This window comes from Sphingomonas sp. FW306-05-A (assembly GCF_058782275.1).
This window is the reverse complement of sequence record NZ_JBYSXN010000001.1, coordinates 939,955-957,675: the sequence shown is the minus strand read 5'-3', so window position 1 is coordinate 957,675 and position 17,721 is coordinate 939,955. Positions and strand designations below refer to the sequence as shown.

Annotated in this window: 18 protein-coding genes; 9 read left to right on the top strand and 9 right to left on the bottom strand. The window is 65.4% G+C overall.

Translation table 11 applies throughout. The features are described 5' to 3' along the window. Nucleotides 1-32: 32 nt before the first annotated feature. Nucleotides 33-821 (bottom strand): TlyA family RNA methyltransferase, encoded by a 789-nt coding sequence (locus tag AC3WJR_RS04490; protein WP_492722633.1) that lies wholly within the window; start codon nt 819-821, stop codon nt 33-35. 262 nt (nt 822-1,083) lie between these two features. Between AC3WJR_RS04490 and AC3WJR_RS04485 the strand changes: the two genes are divergently transcribed. Continuing rightward, nucleotides 1,084-1,755 carry an RBBP9/YdeN family alpha/beta hydrolase gene (locus AC3WJR_RS04485; protein ID WP_492722631.1) on the top strand — a complete coding sequence of 224 codons (672 nt, stop codon included), beginning with the start codon at nt 1,084-1,086 and terminating at the stop codon, nt 1,753-1,755. A 10-nt stretch (nt 1,756-1,765) separates the two neighbouring features. On the opposite strand, the gene AC3WJR_RS04480 is transcribed toward AC3WJR_RS04485, so the two are convergent. Beyond that, nucleotides 1,766-2,503: a Crp/Fnr family transcriptional regulator gene (locus AC3WJR_RS04480; RefSeq protein WP_492722629.1), complete on the bottom strand. Its 738-nt coding sequence runs from the start codon at nt 2,501-2,503 to the stop codon at nt 1,766-1,768. Between the two features lie 39 nt (nt 2,504-2,542). Between AC3WJR_RS04480 and AC3WJR_RS04475 the strand changes: the two genes are divergently transcribed. Together AC3WJR_RS04475 and AC3WJR_RS04470 are read left to right on the top strand one after the other, a co-directional pair. Continuing rightward, entirely contained in the window at nt 2,543-2,731 is a 189-nt protein-coding gene (locus AC3WJR_RS04475; RefSeq protein WP_492722627.1) for a hypothetical protein, read from the top strand. A gap of 47 nt (nt 2,732-2,778) precedes the next feature. After that, entirely contained in the window at nt 2,779-2,985 is a 207-nt protein-coding gene (locus AC3WJR_RS04470; RefSeq protein ID WP_492722625.1) for a hypothetical protein, read from the top strand. 8 nt (nt 2,986-2,993) lie between these two features. Here the strand turns inward: AC3WJR_RS04470 and AC3WJR_RS04465 are convergent, their stop codons facing one another. From AC3WJR_RS04465 to AC3WJR_RS04455, 3 genes are all read right to left on the bottom strand, one after another. Beyond that, complete coding sequence (locus AC3WJR_RS04465; RefSeq protein ID WP_492722623.1) at nt 2,994-3,704, bottom strand: hypothetical protein; 711 nt, start codon at nt 3,702-3,704, stop codon at nt 2,994-2,996. A 138-nt stretch (nt 3,705-3,842) separates the two neighbouring features. Further along, on the bottom strand, nt 3,843-4,193 hold the full coding sequence (locus AC3WJR_RS04460) for a DNA primase (RefSeq protein WP_492722622.1): 351 nt from the start codon (nt 4,191-4,193) through the stop codon (nt 3,843-3,845). A gap of 96 nt (nt 4,194-4,289) precedes the next feature. Continuing rightward, complete coding sequence (locus AC3WJR_RS04455) at nt 4,290-5,522, bottom strand: multidrug effflux MFS transporter (RefSeq protein WP_492722621.1); 1,233 nt, start codon at nt 5,520-5,522, stop codon at nt 4,290-4,292. A gap of 197 nt (nt 5,523-5,719) precedes the next feature. Between AC3WJR_RS04455 and AC3WJR_RS04450 the strand changes: the two genes are divergently transcribed. Together AC3WJR_RS04450 and AC3WJR_RS04445 are read left to right on the top strand one after the other, a co-directional pair. Further along, nucleotides 5,720-6,673, top strand: coding sequence for an isopenicillin N synthase family dioxygenase (locus AC3WJR_RS04450; protein ID WP_492722619.1), 954 nt, complete (start codon nt 5,720-5,722; stop codon nt 6,671-6,673). 95 nt (nt 6,674-6,768) lie between these two features. After that, the gene (locus AC3WJR_RS04445; protein ID WP_492722617.1) at nt 6,769-8,055 is read left to right on the top strand and encodes a homoserine dehydrogenase; all 1,287 of its coding nucleotides are present in this window, start codon (nt 6,769-6,771) and stop codon (nt 8,053-8,055) included. Nucleotides 8,056-8,177: 122 nt separating this feature from the next. Here the strand turns inward: AC3WJR_RS04445 and AC3WJR_RS04440 are convergent, their stop codons facing one another. Genes AC3WJR_RS04440 through AC3WJR_RS04430 form a run of 3 tightly spaced genes read right to left on the bottom strand, consistent with a single transcriptional unit; the run spans nt 8,178 to nt 10,135 of the window. Then, nucleotides 8,178-8,714, bottom strand: a complete 537-nt coding sequence (locus AC3WJR_RS04440) for a hypothetical protein (protein ID WP_492722615.1) — start codon at nt 8,712-8,714, stop codon at nt 8,178-8,180. 33 nt (nt 8,715-8,747) lie between these two features. Further along, entirely contained in the window at nt 8,748-9,176 is a 429-nt protein-coding gene (locus tag AC3WJR_RS04435; RefSeq protein ID WP_492724154.1) for a CoA-binding protein, read from the bottom strand. Beyond that, the gene (locus tag AC3WJR_RS04430; protein ID WP_492722613.1) at nt 9,173-10,135 is read right to left on the bottom strand and encodes an Mrp/NBP35 family ATP-binding protein; all 963 of its coding nucleotides are present in this window, start codon (nt 10,133-10,135) and stop codon (nt 9,173-9,175) included. The genes AC3WJR_RS04435 and AC3WJR_RS04430 overlap by 4 nt, the downstream gene beginning before the upstream one ends. Nucleotides 10,136-10,206: 71 nt before the next feature. On the opposite strand from AC3WJR_RS04430, the gene hflK reads away from it, so the two are divergent. From hflK to AC3WJR_RS04410, 4 genes are all read left to right on the top strand, one after another. Beyond that, nucleotides 10,207-11,364 carry a protease modulator HflK gene (gene hflK, locus AC3WJR_RS04425; protein WP_492722611.1) on the top strand — a complete coding sequence of 386 codons (1,158 nt, stop codon included), beginning with the start codon at nt 10,207-10,209 and terminating at the stop codon, nt 11,362-11,364. 38 nt (nt 11,365-11,402) lie between these two features. Further along, a complete protein-coding gene (gene hflC, locus AC3WJR_RS04420; protein ID WP_354280604.1) occupies nt 11,403-12,218 on the top strand; it encodes a protease modulator HflC in 816 nt (271 codons plus the stop codon). Between the two features lie 110 nt (nt 12,219-12,328). Next, on the top strand, nt 12,329-13,867 hold the full coding sequence (locus AC3WJR_RS04415) for a Do family serine endopeptidase (protein ID WP_492722609.1): 1,539 nt from the start codon (nt 12,329-12,331) through the stop codon (nt 13,865-13,867). A gap of 107 nt (nt 13,868-13,974) precedes the next feature. Next, nucleotides 13,975-15,654: a helicase HerA-like domain-containing protein gene (locus AC3WJR_RS04410; RefSeq protein WP_492722607.1), complete on the top strand. Its 1,680-nt coding sequence runs from the start codon at nt 13,975-13,977 to the stop codon at nt 15,652-15,654. Between the two features lie 184 nt (nt 15,655-15,838). On the opposite strand, the gene AC3WJR_RS04405 is transcribed toward AC3WJR_RS04410, so the two are convergent. Then, on the bottom strand, nt 15,839-17,671 hold the full coding sequence (locus tag AC3WJR_RS04405) for a M2 family metallopeptidase (RefSeq protein WP_492724152.1): 1,833 nt from the start codon (nt 17,669-17,671) through the stop codon (nt 15,839-15,841). Between the last annotated feature and the right edge of the window lie 50 nt (nt 17,672-17,721).

The window sequence follows — 17,721 nt, the reverse complement described above, 5'->3', positions numbered from 1 at the left end:
AGCTAGCGCTCCATCCAGGCCATACCCCGCCGCTATAGGGGAAGTCGCGGGGCCACGTCGGCATTATTTGCGGGCATGTCCGGAGCGGCGCCCCGTTCCGCAGCGATCAGGAATTCGACATTGCCTTCGGGGCCGGTGATCGGGCTTTCGACCAGCGTGACGATCCGCCACCCCTGCCCGGTCAGCCAGGCGGACACCTCGTCGCACACACGTGCATGGATCACAGGGTCGCGCACGACGCCCCCCTTACCGACCTCACCGCGCCCCGCCTCGAACTGCGGCTTGATCAACGCCAGCAGCTTCCCGTCGGTTTTGGCAAACCGCAGCGGGACCTCCAGTACCTTGGCGAGCCCAATAAAACTCGCGTCGCACACGATCAGGTCGATCGGCTCGGGAATATGCACCGAAGTCAGGATGCGCGCGCTGGTCTGTTCGTGGACGATCACGCGGTCGTCCTGTCGGATCTTCCACGCAAGCTGGTTGGTCCCGCTGTCGACCGCATAGACGCGCGCCGCGCCGTGCTGGAGCAGCACATCGGTAAACCCGCCGGTCGATGACCCCACGTCGATCGCCACCATGCCCGCGACGGGCCACCCGGTTGCGTCGAGCCCGTGCGCCAGCTTGATCCCGCCGCGCGAGACCCAGGGATGATCCCGTCCGCGCACGTCGAGCAGCACGTCGTCGGCCACCGCCTGCCCCGGCTTGTCGATCTTGCGATCGCCCGCGAACACCAAGCCCGCCATGATCAGCGCCTGCGCGCGCGTGCGACTCTCGACAAGGCCACGATCGACCAGCAGTTGATCAGCCCTGATCTTGGGCATCGGTACAACGGAATTGGGAAAAGGGGGCCATCGCCACCCCCTAACAAGCTTCGCCCGAGACCCCAAGCGCCCTCGAGTCGCGCCGTCGTGATCGGCCGATCGGGGCGGCGGCATCGGTCCGGCGCATACGGTCGTCATTCTGGCGCAGGCCTATTGCCTACCATCCCAGTAGGAATAGCTTTGGGGACCGGAAGGCGTGGCCGCACGGTGTCCCCCTAGAGCAACGCCGGTCACGTCTTCCTACCCCTGTGGGAGAGCAACGATGGGCAGCTTTTCAAGTTTCGACCCCGTGCAACCGACCATATTGACGGTCCCCGGCCTGGGTGGCTCGGGTCCGTCGCACTGGCAGACTCTCTGGGAGTCGGCACGGCCAGATACCGTTCGCGTCGAACTCGGCATGTGGCACACGCCACACCGCAACGCCTGGGTGACCAAGCTCGATCAGGCGATCCGCCAGGCCAAGGCCCCGGTGATCCTCGCTGCGCACAGTCTCGGTTGCCTCGCGGTGGCGTGGTGGGCCGAAATGACGCGCCAACCCTATGGCTGGCCGGTCGCGGGCGCGCTGCTGGTGGCACCCGCCGATGTGGACCGGGCCGATGCGTGCGCGGAACTCGCAACGTTCGGCCCGACGCCGACCGCACCGCTCCCCTTCCCGTCGATCGTTGTCGCAAGCCGGGACGACCCTTGGATCGCGATCGAACGCGCGCACAGCCTTGCGGTCGGCTGGGGAAGCCATTTCGTCGACGCGGGCGAGCAAGGCCATCTCAACGCAGCGAGCGGGATCGGCTGGTGGAAGGAAGGCCAGGAACTGTTAAGCCGCGTGATCGGTGCCTCGGTCGATCGGGAGGGTCGCCCGCTGCCGATCAGCGAGGCGCGCTCGATCCTCGCGATCAACGCGACCGACGCCGCGCAGACGCATTACCTGCCGCGATGACGCGTAGGCGTCAATCGAGAAACAGATAGGAGGGGTCGAATTCGGCGAACGCGCGCAGGCGGTCCCAATCGACGATCTCGACCACCCCCTGACGGAACGTCACCAGCCCGTCCTCGCGCAACTGCCGCAACATGCGGTTGGCGTGGACGGCGGTGAGTCCGGTCGCATCGGCCAGATCCACCTGCGTCAGCGGCAAGTCGAACCTGGTGCCCGACGCCATGCCTGCACGTTCCAGCCGGAGGAACATCTCGCAGAACAGATGCGCCAGCCGCACCGCTGCGCCGCGCGCGCCGATCGAAACGATCCATTCGCGGTTGATAGCCGCGTCGATCATCGTCGATTTCCACAGCAATTCGGTGATCGTCGCCGATCGTGCGGTGAGTTCGCGGATGCCCGCATGCGGGAACAGCACGACCTTGATATCGGTCAGCGCCGCGACCGAATGCTCCAGTCGCTTGAGCGGATAGCTGTGCAAGTCCACGAAATCGCCGGGAACATGGATCGCCAGGATCTGCCGGCGGCCATCGGGCGTATCCTTGAACCGTTCGACGAACCCGTCGAGCAACAACGTGCATTGCGATAGCGGCGTGTGTTGCCGGATGAAGATCTGGCGTGCGTTGAACGTCGTGGTCCGCGCGGCGCTCGCGTCGATCGCCGCCACGTCCTCCGCGTCCAGAACGGGCGTCCGGTGCGTTTTCAGAAACTTGTCGATATACATGCGTGCGATCGGACCCCTTGCGCGGAACATGGCCGGGAAGTTCGCGTTTTGTCTATAGGAGACGTTATCTTGGCCAAGAATCCGCACGACAAACCGATCGATGCTGTCGAGGAAGACGGAGAGATCCTGCTCGACGGGCCGGAAGGCATGGCCGAGTCCTTCACGCCCGACGCGGCCAAGCAGTCGGCCGAGCATATCGCCAAGGCGGTCGAGGAAGCGGATGCGAAAAAACCGAAGGCGGATCGCACGCACCATTAAGCATAGCCGTATGCGCGACGTTAACGCTGTCGGCCGATACCGATCATATGCCGTACCGCAAACTTTTCCTGAGCCGGTGGTCCGCGCTGATGTGGGCAGCCGGCATCATCTACATGGCGGTCGACACGGTCGGTTTCGCGCCAGCCAACCAGGCTGAGACGCCACCCGGACAAGCGACGGTGACGGACGCTACCGGCGCAACGCTCACGCCATCCGACGTTTCGAATTTTGCGAACGTCGCCAGCGCGTTATAAGCGTTGCTTCAGCGTTTCGGCACGGCCTTATCGACCGGCGCAAGTGCAACCTTGGCAATCTTCCACTGCTTTTGGTCGGCGGTTGCGCCATCGATGTCGCCAGCGCGGTGCAGCGTGACCGTCCCGATCGCATAGTCGGGGGCTCGATCCGCCTTCAGCCGGGCATAGACCTGCACCGGCACGGTCACATAGCGCTGCCCTGCCCCCGCGTCGATCCGGCCCGGCGCACCGACGTTGGCGTGATATTCGCTATACCGATCGAACGTCGCGGCGAAGGCAGCAGGATCGCGCCCCGCACCGTCCGCCCCTGACTGCCATAGCGCCCGCGCATCGACGAACCGTCGCGCACCGAGCAACCCGAAATAGGTCTGCACCACAGAGGCGGCACCCTGCGCGCTGTCGGGGGTGAATTTGGCCTCGGATACGGGCGTCCGGTCATCCGGCAGCCCGCCCGGCGTGCCGGGTGCCGGCGGGTCGAGCGGCATCTCGCCGTTCGACATGGCGCCGTTCACGCTCGCATCGGCGGCATCGGCTTCGTCGTCGGCTGCCCCCATCGCGCGCGCGTCTTCGGCGTCGAGCGCCAGCGCATTCTGCTCGTCCGCGTCCGGCGCGCCCACGATCGCAGTGTTGTTGCCGATCATGCTGTTATCGACCGGTTCGCTCTGCGCGCACCCTGCGACCAGGATCAGGGATACGGGGAGGATCAGCTTGGGGGACATGATGGTGCTCGAACGCTGGAAACGGGAAAGGCTAATGATGCGTAACGACCCGCCCCCGGCACCGTTCCCGGTGCCGCGTGCGGGTCGGCGGTCGCGAGACCGGTACGGCGGACCGGCAAACCGGTCCACCGCATCCGTCTAGGGTCGGAGCGCTGCGTCGTCGCGGTCGGTCAACTCTTCGTCGTCGATCGCGTCGCCATCGACGTCGTCCTGCAGATCGTCCTCGTCGAGATCGTCCTCATCCTCGTCGGCATCGTCGTCTTCCTCGCCGACCTCGCCGTCCTGCATATCGAGGTCGTCCTCATCCTCATCATCGTCGTCGTTTTCCGAGGCGATGTCGGGATTGAGATCGGTCAGGATCGTGCCGTCGGTCGGACCGTCGCGCGTGACCTCAAGGATCTCGGCACGCTGGCTCTCGTCATAGCCTTCTTCGTCGAACCCGTCGTCGCCCGAGCCTTCGCCGGGCACTTGATGGCCACCAATGCTCATGTCGTGTCTCCCGTCCGCCCCGGCCCGATGCGGGGTGCGGTCATACAAGCGAACCTAGCAGCACTCGATCGGTTCCGCATCCCGGCCCCGAAACGATCAGCTCGGACGAAACAGCCTTCCCCGCTCGACAATCGCTGCGATCACCAGTCCCGCGACTCCCGCGATGAAGAAACCGAGATGCAACGGCACCGTCGTCCCGTCGAAGCTCCGCCCGATCGCCCAACCGATCAGCCCGCCGATCGTGATGCCGAAAAACCCCTGGACGCTCGAGGCCGTGCCCGCGATCGCGCCCATGTTCTCCATCGCCATCGCCGACATGTTCGACGTTGCCAGACCGAAGCACGCCATCGTGATCGCCTGCAACAGCACGAAGACGAGCAGCGGTTCGTCCCCCGCCTGTCCGATGATCAGCCCCGCGCCCGACGACAGGATCATCACCACCAGCGCGGTCTGCGAAATGCGTCGCATCCCGATCCGCATCACGATTTTGGAGTTGAGCAGGTTCGCCACCGCCATCGTGCCCGCCGATGCCGCGAACACGCCGCCGAGCAGCGCAGGCCGGTGGAAGACGTGCTGCATGATCGGCTGGATCGACCCGAGGTACCCGAAGATCGCCCCCTGTGCGATCATCGCCGCGGCGGTGTAGCCGAGCGAATAACGGTCGGACAGCGTCTGCCGCCACCCGCGCGCGAGTGTCACGACGGAGAGTGGGATATGCCGTTCGCGCGGCAGCGTCTCGGGCATGCGGATCGCGAACCAGATCAGGCACGCGAGCGCCGCCGCGGCGATCACCTCGAAGATCAGCCGCCACGACCCGACCAGCAACACCGCCTGCCCGAAGCTCGGCGCGACGATCGGCACCGCCATGAACACCATGAACGCCAGGCTCGTCACCTGCGCCATCGCACGTCCCGAGAAGCAGTCGCGAATCAGCGCGATCGTCACCACCCGGCTCGATGCGATCGCGAGCCCTGTGATGAAGCGGACGATCAGCAACAGCGTAAAGCTGCTCGCCAACCCTGCGAGCAGATTGCCGAGCGCATAACAGATCAACCCGCAGATCAGGATCGGCCGGCGCCCGAACCGATCGGTCAGCGGGCCGTGGATTAACTGCCCGACACCTAGCCCCACGACAAACACGGTGAGGATCAGCGGTCCGTCCAGGATGGCATCGACGTGCAGCCGCCGCGAGATATCGGGAAGCGCCGGGAGCATCGAATCGATCCCCAGCGCACCCAGCGCCATCAGCGCCGCCACCAGCGGTACGAACTCCGCAAGCCGAATGGGCGGGCCATCGACCCGTTCGAGCGGAACAACACGATCGGACATGATCTCGACATGCCCTAGCCAGTCGGGAAGGTCACCCTGCAAAACGCGCTTTTTCCGTAGCGTCGCGTGATATCTTGCCAGATTACCTGCCCGCAGAATCTGCGGCGACGCGCTTCGGGTTCATCACGCGCCAATTGTCCCGCGGCCCCAATTGGCGGTATGGCGGCCCAAATTCCCCGTGTGATGGACGCTTGACCATGTCTGATTTCCCCGCCGCGCAGGTCCCTGCGCTTTCGCTCGCCGACGAAGCGAAAGATCCCGATGCCTTTGCCGCCGCGCTCGGTGGTTCGTTCGAACGCTATGGCTTCGCGGTCGTCTCGGACCACGGCGTCCCCGCCGATCTCATCGCGCGCGCCTGGGCGATGACCGAAGCGTTCTTCGCGTTGCCCGAGGAAACCAAGCGCCAATATCTCGTCGAGGGCGGCGGCGGTGCGCGCGGCTACACCCCGTTCAAGACCGAGATCGCCAAGGGCGCGACGCATGTCGACCTCAAGGAATTCTGGCACGTCGGCCGCGAACTCGCGAAGGGGCATCGCTTCGAGGGGCAGATGACCCCCAACGTCTGGCCCGACCAGCCCGAAGGATTCCGCGACACCTTCATCGAACTGTTTGCGGCATTCGACACCGCAGGCGACCGGCTGCTGTCCGCGATTGCACGGCATCTCGGGCTTGCCCCCGACTGGTTCGATCCCGCGGTCAAGGACGGCAATTCGGTGCTGCGCCTGCTTCACTACCCCCCGATCCCGGCTGACGCACCCGGCGTCCGCGCAGGCGCGCATGAGGACATCAACCTCATCACGCTGCTGCTGGGCGCGGAGGAAGCCGGGCTCGAACTGCTCGACAAGGACGGCAACTGGCTCGCGATCAAGCCGCCGGAGGGCGCGATGGTCGTCAACGTCGGCGACATGCTGCAGCGGCTGACCAACCACGTCCTGCCGTCGACCACGCACCGCGTCGTCAACCCGCCGCCCGAGCGTCGCGGCCATTCGCGCTATTCGATGCCGTTCTTCCTGCATCCCGCACCCGATTTCCTGATCAAGACGCTGCCGCAGACGATCACCGCCGGAAACCCGGATCGCTACCCGACGTCGATCACGTCGCACGATTATCTGTACGAGCGGCTCGTTGAAATCGGGCTCATCAAGAAATAATCTGTCGCGCCGGGGTTGTTTTACGGTCTATTCCTCCGCTAGCGCGCATCGCCAGGGAACCCCGGAGCCGGTCCGGGGCGACGGGGTATATTGAAATGACCGAACCTCTTCGCATCGCGCTCGCCGGGCTCGGCACGGTTGGCGCGGGCGTGATCCGCTTGCTCGACACCAATGGCGCGTTGATCGCGCGTCGTGCGGGACGACCGATCGAGATCGTCGCAGTGTCCGCACGCGACCGGTCGAAGGACCGCGGCGTCGACATCGAACGCTTCGCCTGGGTCGATGACACCACCGCGCTTGCCCAGTCGGGTGCGGACGTGGTGGTCGAGCTGGTCGGCGGTTCGGACGGGCCTGCGCTGACGCTTGCACGCGCGACGCTTGGCGCGGGCAAGAGCTTCGTCACCGCGAACAAAGCGATGCTCGCGCATCACGGGCTGGAACTGTCGCGGCTCGCCGAAGGCGCTGGCGTCGCGCTCAAGTTCGAGGCGGCGGTCGCGGGCGGCGTGCCCGTCATCAAAGGGTTGCGCGAAGGCGCCGCCGCGAACGTGATCGAGCGGGTTTACGGCATTCTCAACGGGACGTGCAATTTCATCCTGTCCAAGATGGAAGCCGAGGGCCGTGATTTCGCCGAAGTCCTCGCCGAGGCACAGGCGCTTGGTTTTGCCGAGGCAGACCCGAGCTTCGACATCGACGGCGTGGACGCCGCGCACAAATTGTCGCTGCTCGCCAGCCTCGCGTTCGGGACGCAGCCGGCGTTCGCCGACGTCGCCGCGAGCGGCATCCGCCACGTGCTCGCCGCCGACATCGCCGAGGCTGCCGCGCTTGGCTATCGTGTACGATTGCTCGGCATTGCCGAGGCTGACGAAGCGGGGCTGTTCCAGCGCGTCCATCCGCATCTCGTGCCGGTCGATCATCCGCTTGCGCACGTCACCGGCGCAACCAACGCGGTCGTCGCCGAGGGCAATTTCGTCGGACGCCTGCTGTTCCAGGGCGCGGGCGCAGGCGACGGACCGACCGGAAGCGCAGTCGTCGCGGACCTGATCGACATCGCCCGCGGGGAATTCGGCCCCGCCTTCGCGATGCCCGCGGATTCGTTGACCGAGCAAGCCCCCGCCGACACCGACGATCGGCGCGGCCGCGCCTATGTCCGCTTCACCGTCGCGGACCGGGTCGGCGTGCTCGCAGAGATCGCGGCGGCGATGCGTGATGCAGGGGTCTCGATCGAGAGCCTGATGCAGCGCGGCGCGATGGCGGACGGATCGGTGCTGGTCGCAATCGTCACGCACGAGGGGCCGGAGCGCGCGGTCGCGCAGGCACTGGAGCGACTCCGCGGGTCGCAGAGCCTGGTGGGGCAACCGCTCTGGATGCATATCCTAGGATGAGTTCTTTAAGCCCCTCCCCTTCAGGGGAGGGGTTGGGGTGGGGCAGTCCAGCAAGGCGCGCTCTCTGCGAGGCACAGCTCCACCCCCAACCCCTCCCCCGAAGGGGAGGGGCTTAAGTAAGTTTAGGGCAAAATCACCGACTCATGCGTCGGCTCCTCAAGCGCAATCGCCAAGCGCCCGGACGTGTCCGGCTTGTTCCGAAACACCCCGCCAACCCCGTGCGCAACATCCTGCCCAAGCTTCATCATGTTGCGCGACTCCCCCGGCTCCTCGCAACAGCTGCCGGGCGAAACCAGCTTCTGCACCAGGCGCACAACCTGCGTCGCGCCACCAAACAGGTCCACCCCCGTGGTACACCCCCGCTGGACGGCAGAGCACGGCGTGCTGTCCTCGACCGCCAGCGCCCCAGCCCCCGTCATGTTCGGATTGGACGGCTTGGATCGATCCAGCACGACCTCATTCGGATAAGGCAGCTTCTGCGACGGCAAGGGTCGCCCGCAGACGACGATATCCTCCCCCTTGGCCTTCACCTTGCCCTGCGGAACGCACGGTTCGGTCCCGACCGGGTCGAGGATCGACCACGCAGCCTTCGCTGGCTCAGGCGGCGGCGCGGCGGGCGGGGGTGTCGCGACCTGCGCGGCGAGGATCAGGAGCAACATGCCCGCCAAGCTGCGGCGCGATCATGGCGAATTTCAGGCGACGCGCGGAATCGCCAGTCGGGGAATGTCGATTGCGGGGCAGCGATCCATCACGACGTCGAGCCCGGCCGCCTCCGCGCGCGCCGCAGCCTCGGAATTGATGACGCCCAGTTGCAACCACACCCCCTTCGCACCCACCGAAATCGCCGCGTCGACCGCCTCCCCCGCAGCCGCCGAATTGCGGAAGATGTCGACCAGATCGATCGGTCCGGCAATGTCCGAAAGCTCGGCGACGACCATCTCACCGTTGATCGTGCTCCCGGCAAGCTGCGGATTGACCGGGATCACGCGGTAGCCATGCGCCTGCAGCGTCTGCATCACGCCATAGGACGGCCGGTACGAACGATCGGACGCGCCTACGAGCGCGATCGTCCGCGTCTCGGTCAACAGCCGTGCAATCTCGTCATCCTGCGTCAGCATCAGCGCTGCTCCTTGATCCAGTCCGCCACACGATCGGCAATCGCCCCGAACGCCACCGCCTCGGTCCCGTCCGCCGAAACCGGCGGTCGACCCGCATCCGACGCGATCCGCACCCGCATGTCGAGCGGAATCCGCCCGAGGAACGGCAGCCCGAGCGTTGCGGCAGCAGCTTCCGCGCCCCCGCTGCCGAACGGATCGGACACGTCGCCGCACGACGGGCAGACATAGCCCGCCATATTCTCGACCAGCCCGATGATCGGCACGCCTGCTTTGACGAACAGGTCGATCGCGCGCTTAGCGTCAATCAGCGCGAGATCCTGCGGTGTGGAGACGATCACCGCGCCCTGCGGCCGGTATTTCTGGATCATCGTCAGCTGGACGTCGCCCGTCCCCGGCGGAAGATCAAGCACCAACGTATCCGCATCGCCCCAGTTTGCGTCGAGCATCTGCTGCAACGCACCCGCGGCCATCGGCCCGCGCCACGCGATCGCCTGATCCGCCGCGACGAGCATCCCCATCGACAGCATCGGCACGCCAGAGGGTGTATCGACCGGCTGCAACACTTTATTACGAGCGGTCGGCTTGGCGTCCTCGACCCCCATCAGCTTGGGCTGCGACGGTCCGTAGATGTCCGCATCGACCAACCCGACGCGCCGCCCCCGTGCAGCCAGACCAATAGCGAGATTGGCCGAGACGGTGGACTTGCCAACCCCGCCCTTCCCGCTCGCCACCGCGATCGAAAGCCGCGTGCTCCGCTGGCTGGTGAGCGCAATCCGTACCGTCGCGACCCCCGGCAACCCGCTTGCCGCCGCGCGAACCGAGGCCTCGAGCGTATCGCGTTCGCCCTCGTCCAACCCGCTGACGTCGATCACGATACTGGCGCGGTCGCCTTCGATACGGCCGGTGGCGCGGGTGCCCGCAAAGGGGGCGAGCATGGCATCAAGCGAAACTGGATCGGTCATCCGCGTGCAGATAGGCGTCCGCCGTGCGCTTGCCACTGTTTTTCGTAAGTCTTGCCCCCTATAAAGGCATCATGACGATCCTATCGGGCTGGTTCCGCCGCCTCTCCATCCTTACCGCCGACAACAAGGGCCCCTGGGGCGGTGCGGGCGGCTCCGACGACGACGGCAAGGCCACGCCCGGCAACGGCGGTGGCCCCCGCAACCCTTGGGCACAACCGCCCAGTGGCACGCCGCGCGGAAAACAGACCGGGCCGAGCGCGCTCGACGAATTCCTCAAGCGCGCGCGCACGTCCGGCGGCGGTGGTGGCGGCAATGGCGGGTTCGGGGGTCGCCCCCGCATTCCCGGTACGCCGTCGCCCGCGCAATTGTGGGGAATCGGTGTCGGCATCATCCTGGTGCTGTGGCTCGCCTTCACCGCGATCCATTCGATCGGGCCGCAACAGCGCGGCGTCGTCACCTTCCTCGGCCGCTATGCCGGTACGCTCGAGCCGGGCATCCGCCTGACGCTCCCCGCGCCGCTGTCGTCGGTCGCCAAGGTCGACGTCAGCCAGATCAGCACCGACACCTTCCCCGAAGAGGGTTCAGGCGCAAACCTGATGCTGACGCGCGACCAGAACGTCGTCGATCTCGATTATTCGGTGCGCTGGATCATCAGCAACCCGCAGGACTTCGCGTTCCAGATCAAGGACCAGAAGTCGACGCTCCGCGCGACCGCTGAAAGCGCGATGCGCGCGATCGTTGCGACCGTGTCGCTCGATCAGGCGCTCGGCGGCGGACGCGCCGCGATGGAAGTTCGCGCGCAGCAGCTGATGCAGTCGATCCTCGACCGCTACAATTCGGGCATCCGCATCCAGGGCGTCGCGATCAAGAACGCCGCCCCGCCCGCGCAGGTCATCGACGACTTCAAGGCGGTCTCCGCCGCGCAGCAGGAAGCCCAGGGCAACATCAACCGCGCCCGTGGTTACGCCCAGCAGACGCTGGCACGCGCGCAAGCCGATGCGACCTCCTTCGACGTGCTCTACGCGCAGTATCGTCTGGCGCCCGAAGTGACCCGCCGTCGTCTCTATTACGAGACCATGGAGCAGGTGCTGGCGCGCAGCGACAAGACGATCGTCGAAGCGCCGGGTGTCGTTCCGTATCTCCCGCTTGGGCGTAACAAGCGCTTGCCCGATCCGGTCGCCCCCGCCGCCCTCGCCCCCGAAACGCCCGCCGCCGGAGCAGCCCAGTGAATCTCGCCCGTAACCCCATCGCGCTCGGCGCGGCAGCGATGGCCGCGCTGATCGTGCTCGCCAGTTCGCTGACGATCGTGCCCGAGACCAGCCAGGCGGTGATCCTGCGCTTCGAACAGCCGTACCGGACGATCAACCGCTGGAAGCCCAACGAAGTGTTCGGCAACACCGGTGCCGGTCTCGCCGCGCGCATTCCGTTCGTCGATCGGCTGATCTGGGTCGACAAGCGCGTCCTCGACGTCGAGCTCGACAAGCAGCCGGTCCTGTCGACTGACCAGCTTCGTCTCGAGGTCGATGCCTATGCACGCTTCCGCATCGTCAACCCGCTTCAGGCGGTGACGTCGACCGGCAGCACCTCGGTCACCGAACAGCGCGTAATCGACCAGCTTCAGCCGCTGCTAAGCTCGGCGCTGCGCAACGAACTCGGCCGCCGTCCTTCGGCAGCCCTGCTCAGCCCCGAGCGTGGCCAAGTGATGGACAACATCCGTGCCGGTCTGCAGAAGCTCGCGAGCCAGTATGGCGTCCAGATCATCGACGTCCGGATCAAGCGGACCGACTTGCCGCAGGGAACCCCGCTGCAGAGCGCGTTCGACCGGATGAAGACCGCCCGCCAGCAGGAGCGCCTGACGATCCAGGCCAAGGGCCAGCAGGACGCGCAGATCATCAGTGCCGAAGCCGATGCGAAGGCTGCGCAGATCTACGCCGAGGCGTTCAACAAGGACCCCGAGTTCTACGACTTCTATCGCGCGATGCAGTCGTACCGGACGACCTTCGGGTCCGAAGCAAAGGGCGAGACCTCGATGGTCCTGTCGCCCGACAATGCTTATCTGCGCCAATTCGAGGGTCGCAAGTGACGAAGTGCATCCAAATCGCCTGATCGGCGGTTCATGTTCAAACGTCGTTCAGCAACGTGTCCTATGACTATTGATGTTGCCGTTCACGGTAGACGAGAGGAAAGACCCTAGTGCGTTACGCCTACGCCATCACCGCCGCCCTGCTTCTGAGCGGCACTGCGACTGCCATCGCTCTCCCATCGATGAGCGGTGCGCAAACTGCGCAGAACGAACCTGCCGCCATGGCCGCCACTGCCCCCAAGGCAGGCGCGCCGATGAGCTTCGCCGACCTCGTCGCGAAACTTCAGCCGGCGGTCGTCAACATCTCGACCACGCAGCACATCACCCAGGCACAGCAGCCCAACCCCTTCGCCGGCACACCGTTCGAGGGTCTGTTCAACCAGAGCCAGGGTGGCGGCGGTGGCGCGGCTCCGGTCACGCGTCAGGCGACGTCGCTTGGTTCGGGCTTCATCATTTCCCCCGACGGCTATGTCGTCACGAACAACCACGTCGTCGCGGCGGGTGCCAAGGGCGCGACCGTCGACTCGATCACCGTCACGATGACCGATCGGAAGGAATATGTCGCGAAGCTGATCGGGCGTGATCCGACGTCGGATCTTGCACTGCTCAAGATCGAAGCCAAGGCACTGCCGTTCGTAAAGTTCGGCAATTCGAACAATGCCCGTGTCGGTGACTGGATCGTCGCGATCGGCAATCCGTTCGGCCTCGGCGGCACCGTCACCGCGGGGATCGTGTCGTCGCTCCACCGCGTCACCGGCGGCGGCGCCTATGATCGCTTCATCCAGACCGATGCCGCGATCAACCAGGGCAATTCGGGCGGACCGATGTTCGATCTGGCGGGCAACGTCATCGGCATCAACTCGCAGATCTTCGCCGGCCAGTCGGGCGGCAACATCGGGATCGGCTTCGCCATTCCGGCGGATGACGCCAAGCCGGTCATCGAGAAGCTGATGAAGGGCACGACGATCGCACGTGGATATCTCGGCGTCGGCCCCCAGCCGATCGACGACGATCTCGCCAGTTCGTTCGGCCTGCAGAAGAACCAGGGCGAATTGCTCCGCCAGATCGAGCCGGGCCAGCCCGCCGAGAAGGCCGGCTTGAAGGTCGGTGACGTCGTGCTGCGCGTAAACGGCAAGCCGGTCAATCCGGACCAGTCGCTCAGCTATCTGGTCGCCAACATCACGCCGGGCTCGCGCGTTCCGATCGATATCATCCGTCAGGGTCGCCCGATGACGATCGCCACGGTGATCGGCACGCGTCCGTCGGAGGAAGCGCTCCAGGCGAAGGCAACCGGCGCCGACAATGACGACATGAGCGACGACGACGATACGCCAACGGTCGGCAAGATCGCGCCGAACGCGCTGGGCGTTACTGTCCAGACGTTGACGCCACCGATCGCGCGCAACTTCAGCATCGACTCGTCGGTGCAGGGTGTCGTGATCGCAATGGTCGATCCGGCGAGCGACGCGGCGTCCAAGGGACTCAAGCGCGGTGACGTGATCATCTCCGCGAACGGCACCCCGACGCCCACCCCGGCGGCACTCGGCGCAGCGGTCACCCAGGCGAAGTCTTCCGGGCGCACGCAGGTCGCCCTGTATGTCGTGCGCGGCCGTCAGCCCGCGTTCTTCATCGGCGTCAAACTGAAGTAAGATCCTTCCCTGTCTCGTCCGGCGTACCCGGACGAGACAGGTTTTCTGCTTCCGCATCCGGTGCCTTCGGCGATAAGATCTCGGCGACAACGCTCGCGGGAAGATCGATGACCGAAACCACCAACGCTGCCTCCCCTGCCTCCGCCGGAATCTTTATCGGTGCGAATGCTGGCGGCGCGAAACCCCAATATCTCGATCTCAAGCGCGCCAATCGCCACGGTCTGATCGCCGGCGCGACCGGCACCGGCAAGACCGTCACGGTTCAGGGCATCATTCAGGGCCTGTCGAACGCTGGCGTCCCCTGCTTCGTCGCCGATGTGAAGGGCGACCTGTCCGGTCTCGCGATGGCCGGTTCGCCGACCGCCAAGACCCACGCCCCCTTCGCCGCACGGGCCGCCGAAATTGGCGACACCGCCTGGGCCTATGCGGACACCCCCGTGCAATTCTGGGACCTATATGGCGAACAGGGCCACCCGATCCGCACCACCGTCACCGAAATGGGCCCGCTGTTGCTCGCGCGTCTGATGGACCTCAACGAAGTGCAGGAGGGCGTGTTGACGATCGCCTTCCACGTTGCCGATCAGGAAGGGCTGTTGCTGCTTGACCTTGACGATCTGCAGGCGATGCTGATCGATTGCGCCGGGCGCGCTTCCGAACTGTCGACCACTTACGGCAATATCTCGAAACAGTCGGTCGGGACGATCCAGCGCGCCTTGCTCCAATTGCGCAGCCAGGGCGGAGAGTATTTCTTCGGCGAACCTGCGCTCGATCTCGACGATTTCATCGGGATCGACGATCGCGGGCGCGGCATCGTCAACGTGCTCGCCGCCGACAAACTGATGGCGAGCCCGAAGCTCTACGCGACCTTCCTGCTGTGGCTGCTGAGCGAGCTGTTCGAAAATCTCCCCGAAGTCGGCGATCCGGACAAACCCGTGCTCTGCTTCTTCTTCGACGAGGCACATCTGCTGTTCGATGCCGCCCCCAAGGCATTGCTGGAGAAGATCGAGCAGGTCGTGCGCTTGATACGCTCAAAGGGCGTGGGCATCTATTTCATCACGCAGAACCCGATCGACATTCCCGATACCGTCGCGGGCCAGCTTGGCAACCGCGTGCAACACGCGCTCCGCGCCTTCACCCCGCGCGATCAGGCGGCGGTGCGTGCCGCGGCGACCACCTTCCGCGCCAATCCCGGCGTCGACGTCGCGACCGCGATCACCGAACTGAAAGTCGGCGAGGCGCTGGTGTCGCTGCTACTCCCCGACGGTTCGCCCTCCCCGGTCGAACGCACGCTGATCGCACCGCCGGGCTCGCGCGTCGGTCCGGTGACGCCGGTGGAGCGCGGCGTGTTGGTAGAGACCGATCCGATCGGTGAAAAATACGATGTGCTGATCGATCGTGTCTCCGCCGAGGAGATCCTGACCGGCAAAGCACAGGAAGCCTCCGCCGCCGCTGCCGAAGCGACTGCCAAGTCGGACGCCGACAAGGCCGCCGCCGCGCAAGCCAAGGCCGACGCAGTCGCCGCCCGCGTCGCGGAAAAACAGCGCATCGCCGAGCAACGCGAAGCCGACCGTCTGGCCAAGCAGAAGGCCGCCGCGGACCGCGCCGCGGCCAATTCGCCGTGGAACCGCGTAGCCACCTCGGCCGCGCGGTCCGCATCCTCGGCGGTAGGGCGTCAGGTCGCCAACGAAGTGTCCAAGGCGGTATTCGGATCCTCTCGCGGAGCCGGTGCCGGGATCGTCGGCAGCCTGGTACGCGGCGTCCTGGGCGGCCTGTTCAAAGGGCGGTAGCGCGCAATCAAAAGCCCCTCCCCTTCAGGGGAGGGGTTGGGGTGCGGAAGTACAGCTAGCCAACCTTTCTGCGAGGCACCCCCCACCCCCAACCAGTGTCGGGTGAAGGATGCCCCGCATCCTTCAGGCCATACCGGGGGCATGGCCGACCCGACACTCCTAAAGGGGAGGGGCGAGGAAAGCCTCACCAACCGCTCGGCTTCCCCTTGTTTTGCTTATCCAACCAGGCCTTCAACGGCGCAAAATACGCCACCATAGCCTGCCCCGACATCTCCCGGCTCCCGGTAAACGTCTCCAACGCATCCGGCCAAGGCTTCGACTGCCCCATCGCCAGCATCGCGTTCAGCTTCTCGCCCACCGCCTTATTGTCATAGAACGAGCACCGATGCAGCGGCCCCTTCCAGCCCGACTGCTTGCACGCCGCCTGATAGAATTGGAACTGGAGCAACCGCGCGAGGAAGTAGCGCGTGTACGGCACGCTCGCGGGCACGTGATATTTCGCCCCCGGATCGAACCGCGTCTCGTCGCGCGCGACCGGCGGCACGACGCCCTGATACTTCAGCCGCAGGTCGTCCCAGCCCTTCTCATACTGGGTCGCCGGGATCGCCCCCGAGAACACGCCCCAGCGATATTTGTCGATCAGCAACCCGAACGGCAGGAACGCGACCTTGTCCATTGCCTGTTTGAGCAGCAGCCCGATATCCTTGTCCGCGCTCGGCACCTTGGCCTTGTCGAGGAGACCGATCCGCACCAGATAGTTGGGTGTGATCGACAAAGCGACGGTGTCGCCGATCGCTTCATGGAACCCGTCATTCGCGCCATTTTTGTACAAAAACGGCTGCATATTGTACGCGCGCTGGTAGTAATTGTGGCCCATTTCGTGGTGAATCGTGACGAAATCGTCTGCATTTACCTTGGTGCACATCTTGATCCGCAGGTCGTCCATGCTGTCGACATCCCAGGCCGAGGCATGGCAGATCACCTCGCGGTCGGCAGGCTTCACGATCTGCGACCGCGCCCAGAACGTCTCCGGCAGCGGCTTGAACCCGAGTGAAGAATAGAAACCCTCGCCTGTTTTGAACATCTTGACCGGGTCATAGCCCTTCGCCTTGAGCAGATCACCCGTGTCGTACCCGACATTGCCGGCACCCGCCGGGGCGACCACGTCGTAAATATTGCCCCATTCCTGCGCCCACATGTTGCCAAGCAGATCCGCGCGGATCGGACCGGTCTTCGCCTGCACCGCATCGCCGTATTTTTCGTTGAGTTTCCAACGCACATAGGTGTGCAGCGCGACATACAGCGGCTCGACCTGCTTCCACAATTTGTCGGTCAGCGCAGCGAACTGGTCCGGCTCCATGTCATAGCCCGAGCGCCACAAAGCGCCGACATCAGAATACCCTAGCTCCTTCGCCCCCTGGTTCGCGATCACGACTTGCCGCGCATAATCCTTGCGCATCGGCGCGCCGACATTGTCGTGCCAGCTGACCCACATTTCCTTCGACTTGGCGGGGTCGCGCACCTCGCCCATCGCCGCCTCAATATCGCTGCCGTTCAAGGGCTTGCCGTCAAGCGTTCCCTTGCCCTTGCCATACCCCGAGGACATCCGCGTCACGATAGTCGACAGCTCGGTCGCGGCACCCGGGGTGGTCGGCGCAGGCAGCGTCAGCCCGCTGCGGAGCAGGTCGATCTTGCGCTTGGTGTCGAACGACAGGCCCGGAATCTTCGCGTACTTCGCCGCTTCAAGCGCATATTTGACCGACATTTCCGTACTTTCTGCGCCGTATTTGGCGGCGATCGCATCGGTATCGTCGGTGATGTAGGTCGCGTTGATCCATGAGACTTGCGCTGCCGGGGTCGAGAAGGCCTCGATCGCCTTCTCCGCACGCGCGACGAAGGCGTCAGCGGCGGCAGGGGTGGCGGCGTCAGCGGCGGCGGGTACCGCCTGCTGCGCAAGAGCGGGTGTGGCGGCGAGTGCGAGAGTGAAGGCAAGGGTAGAAATGCTGGTGCGCAAGATGCGACTCCCCCGGGAATATGGTGAAGGCGGCAACCTGTGCCGCCCGGAAT